Origin of the sequence: Pedobacter sp. W3I1 (genome assembly GCF_030816015.1) — a bacterium.
GTDB lineage: Bacteria > Bacteroidota > Bacteroidia > Sphingobacteriales > Sphingobacteriaceae > Pedobacter.
The window spans coordinates 21,542-40,586 of record NZ_JAUSXN010000001.1 but is presented as its reverse complement, the minus strand read 5'-3'; the positions used below and the strand labels follow the sequence as shown (position 1 = coordinate 40,586).

Sequence of the window (19,045 nt, the reverse complement as noted above, 5' to 3'; positions counted from 1 at the left end):
TTATGATTTTAGAAGTTAAGAATTTACAAAAAAATTATGGCGATAAAACCGTTGTAAACATCGAAGATTTGCAGATTGCCGCTGGTGAAACCGTTGGGTTGGTAGGAAATAACGGCGCTGGTAAAACCACTTTCTTCCGAATGCTGTTAGATTTAATCCGTCCGACCAATGGTGAGGTTTTATCGAAGGGCGAAAACGTAATGCATAACGATAACTGGAAAAACTATACCGCATCGTTTTTGGATGAAGGTTTTCTGATCGATTACCTAACTCCTGAGGAGTATTTTATTTTTATTGGCAGTTTACACAATTTAAGTGTGGCCGATGTTTCGGCTTACCTGAACCAATACGGTGAGTTTTTTAATGGCGAAATTTTAAACAGTGGAAAATACATTCGCGATTTTAGTAAAGGAAACCAGAATAAAGTTGGTATTGCGGCTGCCCTGATGCAGAAGCCAGAAATTTTAATTTTAGATGAGCCTTTTGCCAACCTTGATCCAACTACACAGATCCGGTTAAAGAAACTGCTGAAAGAGCAAACAGGCAACATGACTACCTTTATCTCCAGCCACGATTTAAATCATGTTACCGACGTTTGTAACCGGATTATTTTGGTTGAAAAAGGTAGGGTAATTAAAGATTTTAAAACAGACGAAAATACATTGAAGGAATTAGAAAGTTATTTCTCTGCCTAGTTTTTGTACTAAGAATGATACATTATAGAGGAGTCTCCATTTATCGGGACTCTTTTTTTATGTGTATCATTCGCGTTTGTGGTAAAATTCGGGCAAAATAGACAGAAAATACAATCCGGTTACTTTTTGGCATTGTGTTTGAATGTTACGTGTAGAATTATAAATCTAGATTATTATGAGTATTTCAAAAGTAAGAATAGCGACATTAAGTATAGGGTTAGCGGTAGGTTCGATGGCATTCCAAAGTTGTGATAGTTTAACTAAAACACAAAAAGGAGCGGGTATTGGTGCTGCAGCTGGTGGTGTTATTGGTGCATTGATCGGTAAAAAAGCCGGTAATACAGCAGTAGGTGCTTTAATTGGGGGTGCTATTGGCGGTACAGCGGGAGCTTTTATCGGCCGTAGAATGGACAGACAGGCAGCTGAAATTCAGAAAGCTATTCCTAACGCAGAAGTTATTCGTGAAGGTGAAGGGATTATTGTAAAGTTCGACAGTGGTATTTTATTCGATTTCGATAAAACGGCTTTGAAAGAAGCGGCTAAAACAAATATCCAGAGTTTAGCTTCTTCGTTAAATCAATATCCTGATACTGACATCAAAATTATCGGCCATACCGATAGTCGCGGTACCGAACAATATAACATGGGCCTTTCAGAAAGAAGAGCAGCAGCCGTTAAAGCTTATGCCGTTTCTCAAGGTGTTCCATCATCAAGGTTAGTTACTATTGGTAAAGGTTTTGCTGAACCAATTGCAGATAACGAAACTGATGCCGGCCGTGCAGCTAACCGTCGCGTAGAGATTGTAATCGTTGCAAACGATGCATTAAAAGCGACTGCACAGAAACAAGGATAATATCGCAAATCCCCTCTACCTATGAGGTCATTATAAACGCAGCCCCGGTGTACAACCCCGGGGTTTTTTTGTGCTGTCTGATGTTGCCATCTAACGGAGGATAGTTGTGGTGTCGGATGTTACCATCTGACACTATATGAGTTTTTATGCATTCCATGTTTAGTGGCTCACCAAACAGTAAAAAAGATTAGTCAAGAATAATAAAATTATTTTGTTGTTTTTGAAAAGCAGGTTCCTGTGGATATCGGTTAAGATAGTCCTGCTATCCACTTCAAGCCTTCACTGCGTTACGGGCTTTCCGTTTCTATCAGGTTTAATTAACTTGGGTTTGGTGCTGTAGTACCCTGCAACTCCAAATAGCTGCACCGGCAGAATTACCTAAACGGGATTGAAGCGGCATCCTTCCAATCCCGGTTCTTCATCGGATTGGAAGATATAGCGAAAAGCCCGACTAACTTAAATAGATGTAAATGGCCTTGCTTTCCAAAAAGAAAGAATCTTACATGTTATGAAATCTGTCAGATGGTAACATCTGACAGCACGATAGAATTTACGAATAAATATCTTCAAAATAGCTCACCACAAGCGATCTCATCAGCATTTCCTGCTCAAGCATGGTATAAGGTGGAATGGCTTTGATTAATTTCCAGTGCGGCCAGCCATCCTGATCTAAGCCCTCTAACTCATAGAATCCCATTTCGCTTAATAAACGACAGGTAGCAATGTGCATCAACTCTTCTTTTTGACGTTTGCTGTATTTCTTTGGCCCTTTACCCAGCTCCTGAACACCGATTAAAAAAAGCATTACTTTTAAATCAGGGAAATCTGAATCAAATTCCTTTGAAATCTTTTCCTGTAAAACTTTCCACTTGGCATTAATCTCCGACGGCTTCATATCTTGCAAAGATAAGGTAAAAAGGTGTAAGGCCTAAGTAAAAGCTTTGCGGTTTTAACATTAAAGCTTGAATCGTAATTGTATTTTTAGCTACATTTATAACCTATGGATACGAATATCAATAAAACAATTAATGCGGGTTTATTAGCTTATGGCATGTCGGGGAAGGTTTTTCACGCTCCTTTTTTACAGGCACATAGTGGATTCAATTTAAAGGCTATAGTAGAACGCAGCCATAAAAACGCAGTGAATGATTACCCAAATATTACAAGTTACAATAGTGTTGATGAACTCCTGAATGATGAGGAAATAGAATTGGTGGTCATAAATACCCCCAACAACCTGCATTACGAACATTCGAAAGCAGCATTAACCAGGTATAAACATATTCTGGTTGAAAAACCATTTACGGCAACAGTTGCACAGGCAAAAGAACTTTTTGAACTTGCCGATAGTGTAGGGAAGCAAATCTTTTTCTACCAGAACCGCCGTTGGGACAGTGATTTTACCTCAGTCAAAAAGGTGATTGAAAGCGGTAAATTGGGTAAGCTTGTTGAAGTTCATTTGCGTTATGATCGCTACCGCAACGTAATTGGGCCGAAGGCATTTAAAGAAAACCCGGTTGAGGCCAGCGGACTTTTATACGATTTAGGCCCACACCTGTTAGACCAGGTAATCTGTTTATTTGGCAAACCATTAAGTTTCCATAAAATTTTAGGTAAAAATAGGGTAGGTACTTTGGTCGACGATTATTTCTCGATCCAATTGAGCTATCCCGATAGCGTAAATATTTTTGTAACCTCAAGCATGTTGGTGGTAAATCCACAGCCAGGGTTTGTTTTACATGGTGTAAATGGCAGCTTTATTAAACAAAGAACCGATATCCAGGAAGAACAATTACTGGCCGGTATGAAATTAACCGATCCGGCTTACGGCATTGAATCGGAAAGTAAAGATGGTTTATTAACCACCATTGATGCTGAAGGCAATAAGACCGAGGAGAAAATCCCATCAGAAGTAGGAAGTTATTTACCGCTTTTCGAAGCCATTTATCAGGCGATAGCCAACAACAAACCTTATCCGGTTACACGCGAGCATGTATTAACTCAATTAGAAATTATCGAAAGCTAGCCGTCATCTTTTAAACCGGTGTAATCATCCCAAATCCCTTTAATCTGTGTAATCCTTTAAATCTGTGTAATCTTTTCTATGAACTCGCTGCCATTTGTTTACCTAATTCCTATTTTTTTAATTGCCCTTTATCTCATCCTTAAAAAAAAGAAGGTTGCTATTGATCCTTTAACGGATATGGACAAAAAGATACTGGATGATTATGTAGGGTATTACCATAATCTCGATTCGACTGATAAACTTAAGTTTGAGCAAAAAGTGGCTGCATTTTTCAGTACGGTTAAAATTGAAGCGGTAGGTTTGGAGATGACCACTTTAGATGAATTGCTGATTGCTTCGAGCGCTGTGATTCCGATTTTTGGTTTCGACGATTGGCAATACAAAAACTTAACCAGCGTTTTATTGTATCCTGATACTTTCAACAAAGATTTTCAGTTTGAAGGTGGCGAAAGAAATATTATGGGCATGGTGGGTACAGGTTATATGAACGGACAGATGATTTTATCGCGTTCGGCACTGCGTCATGGTTTCTCTAAAAGTGCAGGCAAAGAAAATACAGCTATACACGAATTTGTACACCTTTTGGATAAATCTGATGGGGCAACAGATGGTGTACCGGAGAATTTAATTGCTCATGAATATACTTTGCCCTGGATTAAGATGATGCATGAAGAAATGGAAAAAATTGAAGACAATAAATCAGATATTAATCCTTATGCCATCACCAATCAGGCCGAATTTTTTGCCGTGGTTTCTGAATATTTCTTTGAAAAACCTGAACAGTTAAGGGATAAACATCCGGAATTATATTTTCAGCTAAGTCGCATTTTTGCGCAACACCCTGCGGGTTAAATAATAAATTATCAAATGAAAATACTTGCAACAATCATCTGTAGTTTGATAGTCATCAATGCCTTTGCGCAGAAAACCTATGTGCTAAGACAAAATTATCCAACGGGCTATAAGTACGACTTCTCGCTCACTTCCGAACAGATTATTAACCAGAAAATTGCTGGTCGCGATGTACATTTAACGCAAAGCATTGGAACAGATTATACTTTTGATATTACAGAAGGTCATAGCGGCGAAAAGGATGTGAAAGTGACTTACAACAGAATTTTTATGAAATCGGTTGCGATGGGGAACACTATGACGCTTAATTCAGACGATCAGGATAGCACCAAAAAGAATCCCTTTAGTGGTTTAAAGGGTGCTTCTTTTTATATGACTGTAACCCCAAACGGAGGGATTAAAACAGTGGCAGGTATAGATAAAATGCTCGATAATATGGCGGCAAGGATGACTAAGGATATCAGTGAGGTTAAACAGATTAAAAATGCTTTAAGTAAACAATTTAGCAACGAGGTGGTGAAACAGACCATGGAATCGTCATTTAAAATTTACCCTGATAAAGCCGTTAAAATAGGCGACAGCTGGACGGTTGATACCAAAATGCAGATGAGTATGCCCATTGAAACGATTACACAATACACATTGAAAGAAGTGAAAGATGGCATTGCCATATTGGGCGTAAAGGGTACCCTCGTATCGAAAGGGAATTTTGAAGTGATGGGCAACAAAATGGAAACTGATCTACAAGGGACCAACTCCGGAGAGACTTCAGTTGATATGAAAACCGGAATTGTATTAAATAGCCACCTCCGCATAGAACTTTATGGTAAAATGAAATCAATGGGACAGAACATTGATTTCGAAATGCAGGGCATTAATAAAGTTATAGGGAAAGAGGTTAATTAGATTTAGTGTTGTCGTCATTCTCGCGTATGCGGGAATCTTAAAGCTTATTGCATTACGATTCCCAATCAAGTTGGGAATGACGTCACTCAAAATATTTATATCACAAACTACCAGTTAATGCCACCAAAAACTCCGTCGGAATTTCAATATGCGGAATATGCCCACAGGCATCAAATTCGATAATTTTAGCGCCAATAATTTTGGCTGCGGTCTGTTTCCCTAAAAGTTTATATTGCCCGTGTAAAGCCTGCTGATCGGGCGTAAGCAATCCTTTGCCAACAATAGTTTTATCTTCTTTACCGATAAATAAAACAGTGGGTACCTTTAAATTCTGAAATTCGTATACCACAGGTTGTTCATAGATCATGGTATAAGTTAGTGCGGCTACTTTAGCCCATCGCGGGTAATCAGAACTATTAGTTACCCCTCCTGCAATACTCACCAGGTATTCGTATTCGGGTTTCCAATAAGTAAAGTAAGAGCCCTGGTAATACTTTCGTACACTTTCTGCTGTGGTTTTAAGTTCGGTCTGGTACTGTTGCGCCGTGGTGATATAAGGAATGAAAGTTTTATAATCTTCCAGTCCGATTGGATTTTCGAGCAAGAGTTTTTCGGTTTTTTCCGGGTACATCAATGCAAAACGTGTAGCCAGCATACCGCCCATACTATGGCCTAAAACTACGGTTTTTTGAACGCCTAGTGTATCTAAAAGTCTTTTATTCCAGGTAGCCATTTGATGGAAGCTATAGTGGATAAATGCTTTAGATGATTTACCAAAACCAATCTGATCGGGTACAATAACCCGATAGCCAATATTGGTTAAGGCTTTAATTACGTTGCCCCAGTAATAACCTCCAAAATTTTTTCCATGGAAAAGAATTGCTGTTTTTCCATTGGCAGCTGCGGTTGGCGCAACATCCATATAAGCCATTTTAAGATCTTGCCCTTCGGTATTGATAGGGAAATATTTAACCGGATATGGGTATTTAACGTTATCAAGCGTGATGGATAAGGTGTCTGTTTTTTGTGCTTGTACATGATTAAAAACGCACAGGCTGAGGGCAAATAAAAGAAAAAATCTCTTCATAATGGGGTAATGATGTAAAACTAAAAAGCTAATTGGCCCAAGTTAAACTTTTGCCAATTAGTTAGCTTAAAAATCATGCCCTTTTTGCAAAGCCTGATAAAAGGGGGATGTAAATAGCTCAAAGCATAAAAATTGGCTGTATCATAAATACAGAGTTGTCATCCTGAGCTTGCCGAAGGACCTGTTTATTGCTTGTGATAAAGCGTTTCGACAGGCTCAACGTGACAGATCTGAATTAACATTATGATACAGCCTTCATAAATTATTTCTTAAAGAGCTGCTTAAGCAGTGGTGTTGGAATCTGCAGGGTCGTGGCATCAGAAAAATCGCCTGTGAAGGTTTTCACTTTAACGTTTTGTAATTTTACACTCGATGTATCTGTTGTTTTGATATTCAGATTATCGAAGGGGAATTCTTTGTTATCATCTTCATTTCCAATTTCGATCGCTGATTTATTTGCTGTAACGTACAAGTCCTTAAATGCATTTGTATAACCATTAAACGTTGTGCTGTTTAGGTTTAGGTAAAGTTTCCCGATTTTGGTTGGGTTGATTACGTTTATAACTTTTCCTCTGGAATCGTTGTAGGTAATGTTACCTGATAAAAATAAACTTTCACTATGATCAACATCAAGTGTTAAAGAATCAGCATAGGCACTAAATTCAAAAATACCTGATTTTGCAACCGAAACCTTATTGATCTTAGGGCAATAGATCACAAGCACAACTTTTTCAATTCCGTTATCATCATTAAAATTCTTAATTGTAACTTGAAGTACTCCATTGGCGTCTACTTCAAATTTTAAATCGTTTTTAAACTTTTCGGGAACCTTAAGTCCATATCTATTGTCTTCTTTTATAAAAAGTTGAACATTAAAACCTTTTGCGTCTTTAAACTGAATAGCCTTAAAAGGTGTTTGTACAGGAATAGTTACCCTGCCTTTCGATTTTTGATCAAACGTTTCGTTATTGATTTCTTGAGTCCCCAAATATGAGTCTTCAATTCCTCTTTCTTTGTAATTCAGCTTTACATTTATGGCAACAACTATAATCGGTATGATGAGTAGGAGTGCCGCGAGGCTGATTAATAATTTATTACTTGTTTTCATATCCTTAAGCGTTAAAATTTTCTTTTACAAATGTTTCATATTTGCTCTTTAATTCATCAAAGCCAATATTTAATAAATAAATATTCCTAAATACTACCGGAAGCTCATCATCCATAAATAAAACTTTTCTATAGCTTTTTACATGGCCGATGGCATCATCACTGACAAAAAATCCGATACCTCTTTTATTGTTGATGATATTTTTGTTCTGTAACAGTTCGTATGTTCGCATTACCGTGTTTGGATTCACCTCCAGTTCAACGGCCAATTCCCGCACGGAGGGAACTTTTTCTTCGGCTTTCCATTTCCCTAACAAAATGTGTTCGCAAACATATTCTGCAATTTGAAGGTATATCGCCTTATTGTCTCTAAATTCCATATCTATACCTTTTAAAATTAAACTTCTTTTTCTTTAAGTCGAACGTAGGTAATTGTCCAAATAATCAAAGTAAGGATACTTGTGATCAACAGAATTGAGAGCAGTACCCAGTCTTTATCGTCTTTTCTGAAATTATGGTGGATTGCAACTTTGTTTTCCATTAACCACACCGAAATCTTAACAATCAGATATGATATTAAGCTTGCGAAGACCATTACAGAAAGTGCGGTTTTGATGTAGTGGAAGCGGTTAAAGTAAACAGATCCTAAAAGGAACACGCTGGTAATAAGGAAGGGAAAAGCGAAGAAGTAACCGCAATATTCTCTATATCCCTCATCATTAAATACCTGATAAGTAATGGTTTCAACTTCCCTAACAGCTCCATTTTTTGGCAAGAGGCCTTTAAAGGCGTCAAGGTGACTGTTCAAGTATTTTACAAAGGCCAAATCTGTTAAATAAAAGATCAACAGATAGCTAAACAAACTTATTATTGCGGTGTAAACTACACCTGCCAGAAATTTTTCGAATACTGAAGCGGGAGTCATCAACTCTAAAATCGCCCTCGATTTTTGTCCGAGGATATTAAAATAACTACTCGCTACAATGCTGATGAAAATGAATCCTAAAATGAGGAATAGAGGGTAGCGAAACCGCATATCGAGATTGCCATCGTAATCAAAATTGTTGTCTTTTAGTGGCGATGGAATATTATAACTATAAAAACCTAGCACTATTCCCAACAGCACAACAAGGCTGATCAGGTAAATTTTTCCAAAGTCAAGCCATTGTCTTTTAAGCAATAAGCCAAATCTGTTAATGTTAAATGTGTTGTTCATCGCTTAACTGAATAAAGGTTTAAATTTGATTTTTTCGGCGAGTATAGCATTGAAAAGAAGTTCCATATCTAATTTGCTTTCTTCCTGGTGGTAGTTGGGCATTACCACATTATAGCCCGAAAGTGAAGGCTCGGCATAGATAATGCTATCATCGATTTCCTTTACTTTTTTGAAAGTTAATTTTGCAGTAATTTCTTCTACCGAAGCCTTAAGTGCAACATCATTTTCATCAAGCATAATTACGGTGTCTATCAGGTTGTCTAAATCCCTAACCTGGTGGGTAGAAATGATGATGCAACGTTCATCTGTCATCGCAGAAGCCATAATTTTTCTAAACTGCGCTTTTGATGGAATATCTAAACCGTTTGTAGGCTCATCCATAATGACCAGTTTAGCCTGTGTAGCCAATCCAAAGGCGATAATCACTTTTTTCTTCTGCCCATAACTCATATTGATGAGTTTCTGTTCAACCGGAATATCAAATTCTTTAATCAGATCATTGAAATAGTTGTAGTCGAAGTTTTTATAGAAAGGGGCATTCGCTTTTATATAGGTATTAATTTTTACCGATGGTAAATAAAATTCTTCTGGAATAAAACAGATCTGCTCTAAAAGTGCAGGCTGTCTTTTCGCAGGATCATAACCCATTACCTCCAAGGTGCCACTTTGCGCATACACCAAACCAGCCAGGTTTTTTAATAAGCTCGATTTACCAGCTCCGTTTTTTCCAAGCAAACCATAAATATGGCCGTTGCTTAAGCGCATGCTCATATTTTTAAATAATGGCTTATGCTTGCTGTAGCCAAAATTAAGATTGTTAATATTGATCATATCTACTGTATTAGTTAAATAATACACTAATGTATGATGTTGTTTGATGATCTCCAAATTATTTTGAAAAAAGTTTAACGGTAAGCGAATAGCGGTTGGCGTTTTCAGGCCCATAGTTCCGCGCACTCCGCCACGGGAAGGTAAAATATCAGTCTAATAATTGTTGCATTAAAACATCCTTAGCTGGAGATTGTATGTTTGTGGAAAAGCAAATCACACGATATGTCTAAATTATTTTCTCCTTTTACCATAAAGGATGTAACCTTAAAAAATAGAATTGTTATTTCGCCAATGTGCCAATATTCTGCCATTGATGGCTTTGCCAACGATTGGCATTTGGTGCACTTAGGTAGTCGTGCAGTCGGTGGAGCAGGATTGATTATCCAGGAAGCTTCTGCGGTAACTGCTGACGGGAGAATTACCTATGCCGATTTGGGCATCTGGAAAGATGAACATATTGATAAACTGAAACAGATTGTTTCTTTTATTCATAATAATGGTGCTATTGCGGGCATCCAATTGGCGCATGCCGGTAGAAAAGCCAGCTGCGAGGTGCCCTGGAAAGGTGGTGAACAAATTGCCGCTGGCGAAAATAGCTGGAAACCTGTTGGTCCATCGGCCATTCCTTTTAAACCAGGGCAGGTGGAGCCGCATGAATTAACGATTTCAGAAATTCAGGATATTGTTTTTGCCTTCCGGGCAGCAGCTAAACGTGCCATAGCTGTGGGTTATAAAGTGGTAGAAATACATGCTGCGCATGGTTATTTATTGCACGAGTTTTTGAGTCCGCTGAGTAATAAACGGACTGATGTTTATGGCGGAAGTTTCGAAAACCGGATTCGTTTGGTGATTGATGTGGTTGAAGCGGTGCAATCGGTATGGCCAGAAAATTTACCCTTATTTGTGCGTATTTCAGCTACTGATTGGACTGAAGGCGGTTGGAATGAAAATGATTCGCTACAGTTAGCAGCGGTGCTAAAAGATCGCGGTGTGGATTTAATAGATACCTCATCTGGAGGGAATGTACCTGATGCGTTTATTCCAGCAGGTCCCAATTATCAAGTGCCTTTTGCTGATAAAATTAGAAATGAAATTGGTATTTACACGGGAGCGGTAGGCGTGATTGTGGAGGCAAAGCAAGCAGAAGAAATTTTAGAACAAGGCAAAGCAGATTTGATTTTTATTGCCCGCGAATCGCTACGTGATGCTTATTTCCCTACGCATGCGGCGCAGGTACTGGGCGATGATACGGAATGGCCAAATCAATATGTTCGGGCTAAAAGGACAGTGGTTAAGAAGTGATTTGGGGTAACAACCTCAAATAAATAGGACGTCATCTCGACTGAAGCGTAGTCCCGAACGTTCGGGAGAGAGATCTATTTAGGCAGATTTCTCGGCTGCGTTTACACTTCGCTCGAAATGACGACCTCTTGAGGTTTATCATCGCCAATCATTGTATCTAGTGCACAGGTTTCATCACGAGGATTTATAGAACCAAGGTGTACTTAAACAAAAAGCGGAGTGATCTTATTGATCAACCCCGCTTTCTGTCTGTAAATGGTATTTGTGGGTTTATTTTACGAGCGTAAAAGGAACATACAATCCGAAAGTGATGTTTCTGCCTGTATTGTAAACGCCCAAATTAGGATTTTCCTGATCAAAACGGCCTGGTTTAAATCTACTCAACGCATCATAATATTTCTGATCTAACAGGTTGTTAGCCGAAACAGATAGTTTGACCGGCTGTTTGCCTAAATTAAATGTAGCACCGATTCCTGCATTTAACAAGGTATAACCACTGGTTGGTGTTTCAAAAACATCATCTACGCGGGTTTGTTTAAAAGCCGAGTTAATACCAACAGATAGATAAGCATCGTTTGTTCCTTTAAGTTTCGGCTCAAAACGTAACTCATTTCTTAACGTACCGGCAGGAATAAATGAAAGCGGCCTGTTTAATGTATTGTTCTGTGCATGAACGTATCCAAAGGTATTTTCGAAGTGGATAAATGGAACCGGATGGATCGTTAAGCTTGCTTCTGCACCATAAAGATTCGCATTCACTTGTCCGTAACGGTAAACGTCGAAAAGCGTACCATCAGCCTCTCTTTGTTCGCCATTGTTTGATGCATAAATATAATTATGGATGTAGTTGTTGTAAATGCTGGCACTTGCACTCACAATTTTTCCTTCATATTCTAAGGCTGCATCTACCTGGTAACTGCGCTCAGGACTCAAACCAGAATTACCGATTTCATATCTAAATGTACCTTCGTGTACGCCATTTGAGCCTAGCTCTGCTGGATTTGGTGCACGGAAAGCTGAACCTGCGTTGGCTTTAAAGTTCCACTCTTCGTTAAATTGGTGCGTAAAACCCAGTGCACCACTTACATTTGAAAATTTATTTTTGAAAGGTGCAAAAAGCTCTTCGCCATCATCAAACAATTGTTTTCCGTTGTTTTTTCTAAAATCGTAACGTGCGCCGATGCTAAAGGTACTGTTCTCCCAGTTTTTCTTCGCAAAGGCAAAAACGCCTAATCCAAAGGTATCATAGGCTGGAATTAAAAATTCTGTTCCTTTGTTTTGACTGTGTGCATCATCTACACTTACACCTAAAACGGGTTGCCATCCATTTGTTTCGTGGATATAGTATTTCAGGTCTGCATTGTAGGTTTTAAGATCGAAGAATAAGGCAGGATCTGGTCCGTCTAACTCCCTGCGCTGGTTTTGTTGGTAACCAAAATCAGCCTTCAAATTGCCGTTACCAATAATGAAATTGTTGTTTAATGCAATTTTGAAATGTCTGATATCCTGACGAGGATATGCTAAAGTACGGTTTTTATAATCGTCGTTGGTAAAAGCGCTACCGTCTTCTTTTACAAAATTTCCATTGTCATCTAAAGTTGGCTCGTAAAAACCAATGTTATTATGAAAATTTGAAACGTTTAAATGTGTGTAACCCCAGCTTTTGTTTAGACCCACCATACCGCTTAAATCGGTTTCGTTAAAGCCCGAATTAGGAAAATAACCGGTTGGTGTTTTAAAGGAGTAAGCATTTTTATAGGTTCCACGGGCTCTCCAAACAAATCCGTTTTCGTTTCCATTTAACATTAACGAATTAGCAGTAAGGCCATTATTTGTAGAATAGTTGGTGATAAATTCACCTTTAATTTGTCCTTCCGGAGCAGTACTTGGCTCTAATAAGTTAATTACACCACCAAGCGCATCAGAACCATACATTAACGATGCTGCGCCACGTAATATTTCTACACGATCTGATTTAAACTGATCGATTTCAATACCGTGTTCATCGCCCCATTGCTGGCCTTGTTGTTTTATCCCATCATCTAAAGTTACAATTCTGTTGTAACCCAAGCCTCTGATTACAGGTTTGGAAATAGAAGGACCGGTGGTGATTTGAGATACCCCTGGTATTTTAGTCAACGCATCGATTAAATTGGTAGAGGGCTGTAAAAGCTGATCTTTGCCGATAACTGCGGATGAAGCACTATTTCTTTTGCTTGTGCTGCTGATCAAACTTCCGGTGATTACAATTTCTTTGGTCTCTATTGCTGTAGGTTGCAGAGAAAATTCTAATCCGGTTGCACTGGCAAAGTTTACCACCTGCGTAGCTGTTTTATAGCCAACGTAATGTACCTCAACGAGGTAACTTCCTTTTGATGGAAGGTTGTTAATCGTAAATTCTCCATCATTATTGGTTACTGCTGTAACTTTTAAATCAGGAATGAAAATGGTTGCGCCTGGCAACGTTTGTTTAGTACTGGCATCAATAACCTTACCTTTTATATCTTTTAGTACGGAGGCAAAGGCAGTACTGCTTAATAGACTATATAGAATGACTAGACCAATTAGCTGTAATTTTTTCATGTGTTGTTGTAAATAAAAATGGTAGAAAACCCAAAACAATAGCTTGTTTGAAGCCAGTTTTAGTTTCTGATGTAAAAATTTGATTAACGCAAATGCGCTTGAAAAGAAAAAATTAGGCTAAAGGGGGACCACGCAGGCAAGCGCGCTTTATTTCGGTAAAGGCATTCTTTAATGTAGGGTCTGTACGGCTGAAAATTTTGGCTGATAAGAAGATCCTGTAAATGTGGTGTGTTTGTACATAGTTTTTTTCAAAACTCGCATTACAGATCAAACAGGTATCGCCATGGGCCTGCACATGACTAACATGCTTGCAGTTGATCTCTTTCTGTACAACAGGAAGAGGGTTGTGGTGGTGAAGGACACTCCATGGAGTTAAAGCAATAGCAAACACGACCAGCATAAATGCCGATAAATATTTCTTAATGTTTTGTCTATGCTTTTTCAACAGGCCAAAAGTAGTAATTCCTAAGCAATTATATATATTTACAAAGTAACATTGTATTTATGGTGTTATGACTCTCGATCTAATCAATGGTTTAACTAAAAGGAGCGTATGGTTAATCATAAATTTGACCATACCACATGTACACCGATTTCGTTGTTATTTGCAATAAGGGGTGTCAGCAAATTATGAAGTTTATCAAGAGAAATATATTCAATGCATTATTTATCATTATCCTTTTGGTAATCGTTTTTGTGCCCGATGCGAAAGCATTTTTAATTAAAGGCTTAATGGAAATCGGTTTTTATAGTCCAAAAGTTGAGACACCAAAAGAAACTGCGACGAGCCTTAACGGAATCCAGTTTAAGGACATAAATGGGAACTTGATTGATCTTGGTGATTTAAAAGGCAAAATTATTTTTCTTAATTTCTGGGCAACCTGGTGTCCGCCATGTAGAGCTGAAATGCCATCGATCAGCAAATTGTATGCTCAGTTTAAAGATGATAAAAATATAGTTTTCATCTTTGCCGATGCGGATGGAATGTTGCCGAAGTCGACCCGGTTTATGAAAGATCGTAAATACGACATGCCTGTTTACAAAGTAGAAAGTAATATTCCTGAGCAAATATTTGCGGGCGCTTTACCAACAACCGTTATTTTTGATAAACAGGGTCGATTGTCTTTCAAGCATGAAGGCGTAGCTAACTATGCAGATAAGAAGATTGTCGGCTTTCTCAATAAATTAAAGAACACAAAATAACTTTCTCCAATAACTAAAACATTCCTAACCCTTCCTGAAATTTGAGGTTAAAATGATATTTTTATTTGCAATATACGTAGTTAACTACATATATTTGTTGAATAAGATTTAGCGATGCAAAACGACTTTAAAATTGAACGGTTAGATAATCAATTCTGCGAAGCGATTATCGGATTAATCCTACCCATCCAACAGATAGAATTTAATGTGGATATCGATTTGGCTGCACAGCCAGATTTATTGGATATCGAGAAAAATTACGATGGCTCTGGAGGAGCCTTTTGGGGTGCCAAACTGAACGGCGAACTCATTGGGACTATTGCCTTAATTGCTGTTCCCGAATATCATTCTGGTGCAATTAGAAAAATGTTTGTTAAAAAAGAATTCCGCGGAAAAGAATTGGGAGTAGCGCAGGCTTTATTGAAAACGCTTTTAGCCTACTGCGCGGATAACAACCTGAATGAGGTATATTTGGGTACTAAAGACATATTGCAGGCCGCCTGTCGCTTTTATGAACGTAATGGATTTAAGCAAGTTGAAATGAAAGATTTGCCGGTTTACTTCCCTCGGATGGCTGTTGATAATGTTTTTTATGGCTTGGATTTAAAATCTGTTTAATGGAACAAAATGTAATTGATGCGTCTGGTTTACTGGCCATTTCTACGCGTTTGCAAAGGCTCAGCGATCAGATCCGTAAAGATGGCCTGTTGATTTATAAAGCTTTCGGAATCGATTTTCAACCCAAATGGTTTCCTGTGCTCTATACCTTGTATAAAAAATCGACCATGAGTGTGGTTTCCCTTTCGGATGAAATTGGTTATGCACATCCATCGACCATTAGTTTATTGAAAGAGCTGGAGAAAGAGAAACTGATCCGTTCTAAAAAGGATAAGGTAGATACCCGTAAACGTTTGGTTGAGCTTACAGAAAAGGGTACAGCACTTCTTGCTACCATGGAACCCGTATGGGAAGTAATTATTAAAGCCACAGCCGATATTACAAATACCCAGAATAACTTAATGAAAGCCATAAACGAGGTTGAAGCAGCATTAAAAGAAAAAAGCTTTCTGCAAAGGGCCGAGGTTTACATTAAAATGATTGAAGGAGAGAAGGATTGAGTGATGGAATGGGAAAATGATTGAATTAGAGAATGAATGACAGAGAAGGTTAACCAATGATTTTGTTATTTTTGCGCCTATGATTTCATTTTTCGAGGCTTCGCTTAAGCAACTTTCTATCCACCATACAGGCAATAAATTGCTTGAAGAGTACTACAAATTATCTGATGCGCCTTTAAAAATTGATGATGAAGTGTTGGGAAACCTGCTGATGCAGTATTTCTTAAAGCCTTTCGAAAAGGTAAATGAAGTCTACCGTTTTTATCACCCCAATGATAATCTGGAGTTGAACGAAGTATTCCATTTCGTTCACGAAATTTTCGAAAACAACGAACTCTTTCACGAAGATTCGCAGCAACTAGCCAAACATTTATACGATGTAGCTAACCACCCAAAAATTAAATCTGGCGAGCTGTATGTTGCCTATTTCGAAAAGGTGCAGATAGAAGGCGAGCAGTTGGATGTAATTGGAATTTTTAAATCTGAAACAAAAGATACTTATCTAAAAGTTTATCCTGAACAGGATGGCTTTAATGTAAGTTACGAACAAGAAGCCATTAGCATTAATAAATTGGATAAAGGCTGCCTGATTTTTAATGTAGACAGAGAAGAAGGCTACAAAGTTGTGGTATTGGATCAATCGAAAAGCAGCAACGATTCTGCCGTTTATTGGAAAGATGAATTCTTGAAGCTGAAAATCAGGAACGATAGTTATAACCAGACTAATAATGTGCTGGGCGTTTATAAAAATTTCGTCACACAGAAGCTGGATGATGACTACGAAATCAGTAAAGCGGATAAAATTGATTTGTTAAACCGTTCAATGAAGTATTTCAAAGAGAAAGAAACCTTTGATATTGAAGAATTTGGTAATGAGGTGATTGGCAACGCTGAAGGGATAGAATCGTTCAAAAACTTTAAGAAGAATTACGAGCAGGAGTACGAAAGTCCGATTGCCGATAATTTTGAAATTGCCGAATCTGCTGTTAAAAAACAGGCTCGTGCCTACAAAAGCGTATTAAAGCTGGATAAGAACTTCCACATTTATATCCATGGCAATAAAGATATGATCGAAAAAGGTTACGACGATGATAAATCGATGAACTTTTATAAAGTGTATTTTAGGGAAGAGGAATAGAGGGGTTCTGAGTTGGGCATTTGGGGTTTGGAGTCGGTTCAAGGTGACTCCAAACCCACCACTGATCCCTCGGTCTGTGTCCCCACAGACCGAAACTGAATATTATTTTCTATTTTTAATAATGGAAAACTACATTTTCAGACAAGATCGTAATTCAAAGATGCTTTTGGATGAAGTTTATTTTTGGACGGATACGATTAAAGATTGGAAAAAGATATTTTCCATCGATAAGTATAAAATAATAGTAACTGATACTTTAAGGGAGTTAGTTAATAGAAAAAAGATTATTGTTTATGCTTTTGTAATTATGCCAAATCACTTGCACTTAGTTTGGCAGATGGTTGAGGCGAATGGAAAAGAGATGCCTCATGCAAGCTTTAATAAATTTACTTCTCATCAGATTTTTCAGGATTTGAAGGATCATCATCCAAATATATTATCGTATTTTGAAGTATCAGATGCAGAAAGAAACTTTCGTCTGTGGCGAAGAGATCCATTAGCTATTCTTATGGATACGCAGGATAAACTTGAACAGAAAATAGATTATATCCATCTCAATCCATTACAGGAAAGATGGCAGTTATGCGAAAAACCTGAAGATTACGAATGGTCATCTGCCAGATTTTATGAAACGGGTATAGACAATTTCGGATTTTTAACTGATTATAGAAATCTCTTGTAAGGTTTCGGTCTGTGGGGACACAGACCGAGGATTAGCGTAAGATTAATCATCGGTACTGAATTCGCCTTTGGACTACAGACTCATGACTAAATCCGCTGTTGTGCTTTTAACGCCAAATACTGATTAATTACATTAACTGTAAGCTTTTGCGGTGGAGTCAGGATGGCTAAAATACCATGTTTGTTGAGTTCTTTAACCATTTGTTTTTTCTCGTAGATAAATTTCTCCGCAATGGTTTTATGATAAATTCCTTCTACATCTTTAGCAGGTTCTGTGCTTAATGCTTTCAGTTCTGTATTTTCGAAAAATACCACAACCAATAAGTGGTATTTAGCAATTCTTTTTAAATAAGGTAATTGCCTTTGCAGGGCAGATAAACTTTCGAAATTGGTAAAGAAAACCAAAAGCCCCCTTTGTTTCACTACAGATCGTACCGCGGAATATAGTGCCTCGAGATTACTCTCCAGGTATCTTGTTTTTTCTTTGTAAAGCACATTCATGATACTGCCGAGCTGCGAAGCTTTACGATCTGCCGGCACAATGGATCCTATATTTTCAGATATCGTAATTAAACCTGCTTTATCTTCCTTCAGCATGGCCACTTTCGAAAGCGCAACAGTAGCATTTATGGCATAATCGAGCAGACTCAATCCTTCAAAAGGCATGCGCATTACACGTGATTTATCGATCACGCAATAAATATTCTGCGATTTCTCGTCTGTATAGGTATTTACCATTAAACTGCCTTTTCTGGCAGTAGCTTTCCAGTTAATGGTACGGATATCGTCGCCACCAACATAATTTTTAATCTGGTCAAATTCACTGCTTTGTCCAACTTTCCTGATCTTTTTAATCCCAAATTCTGTTAAATAGCGTGAAGCGGCCATCAATTCGTATTGACCTAGATTAATAAAAGAAGGAAAAACCGGCAGGATCTTAGCGCCATCAAAATTATAACGGCGGCTAATTAAACCCAGTGGCGAGCTAATGTATGCCCTAATGAATCCAAAATCGTACTCGCCACGTTTTGTTGGGCGCAGGTTATAGTGGATGGATTTTATTTCAGCAGATTTTAGGTGAAGTTTAAAATTTTTATCCCGGAGTTGGAACTGAAAAGGTACCTCATCAATCACCCTGGCATTTATCCCAAAACCATAACTGTTCCTGATTTCGATTTGTATCGGATTTTCGTCGCCATTGCTCAAACGTTTCGCGGTAATTCTTTTGGCATCAATCCCTTGAGTATTTCGGTATAGAATAAAAACATCAATAAAAGATAGAGAGAAAACGGCTCCAGTGGCAATTTCAGGGATATCGCCCAGCCAGGCAAAAAAGAATTTCAACAAGAAAAGTACAATGCAACAGCCTAAAGCCGCAAATAAACGGTCGGTTAGGAATAGATTGTTATAATATTGCTGAAAGAATTTTTTCACTATGGGGTTAATT

The 19,045-nt window shown here is 38.1% G+C and carries 20 protein-coding genes; 11 read left to right on the top strand and 9 right to left on the bottom strand.

The features are described from left to right. Positions 1-2 precede the first annotated feature (2 nt). On the top strand, positions 3-695 hold the full coding sequence (locus QF042_RS00210; protein ID WP_307524148.1) for an ABC transporter ATP-binding protein: 693 nt from the start codon (positions 3-5) through the stop codon (positions 693-695). Positions 696-870: 175 nt separating this feature from the next. Next, positions 871-1,548 (top strand): OmpA family protein, encoded by a 678-nt coding sequence (locus tag QF042_RS00205; protein WP_307524146.1) that lies wholly within the window; start codon positions 871-873, stop codon positions 1,546-1,548. Positions 1,549-2,098: 550 nt separating this feature from the next. Here QF042_RS00205 and QF042_RS00200 read toward each other — a convergent pair. Next, positions 2,099-2,443: a hypothetical protein gene (locus QF042_RS00200; RefSeq protein ID WP_307524144.1), complete on the bottom strand. Its 345-nt coding sequence runs from the start codon at positions 2,441-2,443 to the stop codon at positions 2,099-2,101. A 105-nt stretch (positions 2,444-2,548) separates the two neighbouring features. On the opposite strand from QF042_RS00200, the gene QF042_RS00195 reads away from it, so the two are divergent. From QF042_RS00195 to QF042_RS00185, 3 genes are all read left to right on the top strand, one after another. Beyond that, entirely contained in the window at positions 2,549-3,574 is a 1,026-nt protein-coding gene (locus tag QF042_RS00195) for a Gfo/Idh/MocA family oxidoreductase (RefSeq protein ID WP_307524142.1), read from the top strand. A 78-nt stretch (positions 3,575-3,652) separates the two neighbouring features. Beyond that, positions 3,653-4,426: a zinc-dependent peptidase gene (locus tag QF042_RS00190; RefSeq protein WP_307524140.1), complete on the top strand. Its 774-nt coding sequence runs from the start codon at positions 3,653-3,655 to the stop codon at positions 4,424-4,426. A 15-nt stretch (positions 4,427-4,441) separates the two neighbouring features. Continuing rightward, positions 4,442-5,332, top strand: coding sequence for a DUF6263 family protein (locus tag QF042_RS00185; protein ID WP_307524138.1), 891 nt, complete (start codon positions 4,442-4,444; stop codon positions 5,330-5,332). A gap of 100 nt (positions 5,333-5,432) precedes the next feature. Here the strand turns inward: QF042_RS00185 and QF042_RS00180 are convergent, their stop codons facing one another. The 5 genes from QF042_RS00180 to QF042_RS00160 all read right to left on the bottom strand — a co-directional run bounded on the left by QF042_RS00180 (position 5,433) and on the right by QF042_RS00160 (position 9,573). Next, positions 5,433-6,419, bottom strand: a complete 987-nt coding sequence (locus tag QF042_RS00180) for an alpha/beta fold hydrolase (RefSeq protein WP_307524136.1) — start codon at positions 6,417-6,419, stop codon at positions 5,433-5,435. 262 nt (positions 6,420-6,681) lie between these two features. Next, complete coding sequence (locus QF042_RS00175) at positions 6,682-7,527, bottom strand: hypothetical protein (protein ID WP_307524134.1); 846 nt, start codon at positions 7,525-7,527, stop codon at positions 6,682-6,684. 4 nt (positions 7,528-7,531) lie between these two features. Beyond that, a complete protein-coding gene (locus QF042_RS00170) occupies positions 7,532-7,906 on the bottom strand; it encodes a GntR family transcriptional regulator (protein ID WP_307524131.1) in 375 nt (124 codons plus the stop codon). Positions 7,907-7,923: 17 nt separating this feature from the next. Next, entirely contained in the window at positions 7,924-8,742 is an 819-nt protein-coding gene (locus QF042_RS00165) for a hypothetical protein (RefSeq protein ID WP_307524129.1), read from the bottom strand. 3 nt (positions 8,743-8,745) lie between these two features. Beyond that, complete coding sequence (locus tag QF042_RS00160) at positions 8,746-9,573, bottom strand: ATP-binding cassette domain-containing protein (protein WP_307524127.1); 828 nt, start codon at positions 9,571-9,573, stop codon at positions 8,746-8,748. Between the two features lie 222 nt (positions 9,574-9,795). On the opposite strand from QF042_RS00160, the gene namA reads away from it, so the two are divergent. Further along, entirely contained in the window at positions 9,796-10,875 is a 1,080-nt protein-coding gene (namA, locus tag QF042_RS00155) for an NADPH dehydrogenase NamA (RefSeq protein WP_307524125.1), read from the top strand. 270 nt (positions 10,876-11,145) lie between these two features. On the opposite strand, the gene QF042_RS00150 is transcribed toward namA, so the two are convergent. Continuing rightward, on the bottom strand, positions 11,146-13,458 hold the full coding sequence (locus QF042_RS00150; RefSeq protein WP_307524122.1) for a TonB-dependent receptor: 2,313 nt from the start codon (positions 13,456-13,458) through the stop codon (positions 11,146-11,148). 112 nt (positions 13,459-13,570) lie between these two features. Beyond that, a complete protein-coding gene (locus QF042_RS00145) occupies positions 13,571-13,903 on the bottom strand; it encodes a hypothetical protein (protein WP_307524120.1) in 333 nt (110 codons plus the stop codon). Positions 13,904-14,088: 185 nt separating this feature from the next. Between QF042_RS00145 and QF042_RS00140 the strand changes: the two genes are divergently transcribed. The 5 genes from QF042_RS00140 to QF042_RS00120 all read left to right on the top strand — a co-directional run bounded on the left by QF042_RS00140 (position 14,089) and on the right by QF042_RS00120 (position 17,599). Then, complete coding sequence (locus QF042_RS00140) at positions 14,089-14,661, top strand: TlpA disulfide reductase family protein (protein ID WP_307524118.1); 573 nt, start codon at positions 14,089-14,091, stop codon at positions 14,659-14,661. Positions 14,662-14,775: 114 nt separating this feature from the next. Further along, on the top strand, positions 14,776-15,279 hold the full coding sequence (locus QF042_RS00135) for a GNAT family N-acetyltransferase (RefSeq protein ID WP_307524115.1): 504 nt from the start codon (positions 14,776-14,778) through the stop codon (positions 15,277-15,279). Then, positions 15,279-15,779, top strand: coding sequence for a MarR family winged helix-turn-helix transcriptional regulator (locus QF042_RS00130; protein ID WP_307524113.1), 501 nt, complete (start codon positions 15,279-15,281; stop codon positions 15,777-15,779). Before QF042_RS00135 ends, QF042_RS00130 begins: the two co-directional genes overlap by 1 nt. Positions 15,780-15,858: 79 nt before the next feature. After that, positions 15,859-16,917 (top strand): nucleoid-associated protein, encoded by a 1,059-nt coding sequence (locus QF042_RS00125; RefSeq protein WP_307524111.1) that lies wholly within the window; start codon positions 15,859-15,861, stop codon positions 16,915-16,917. 121 nt (positions 16,918-17,038) lie between these two features. Further along, positions 17,039-17,599 (top strand): transposase, encoded by a 561-nt coding sequence (locus QF042_RS00120; protein WP_307524109.1) that lies wholly within the window; start codon positions 17,039-17,041, stop codon positions 17,597-17,599. Positions 17,600-17,685: 86 nt separating this feature from the next. On the opposite strand, the gene QF042_RS00115 is transcribed toward QF042_RS00120, so the two are convergent. Next, entirely contained in the window at positions 17,686-19,032 is a 1,347-nt protein-coding gene (locus QF042_RS00115; protein WP_307524107.1) for a DUF58 domain-containing protein, read from the bottom strand. Positions 19,033-19,045: the final 13 nt, after the last annotated feature.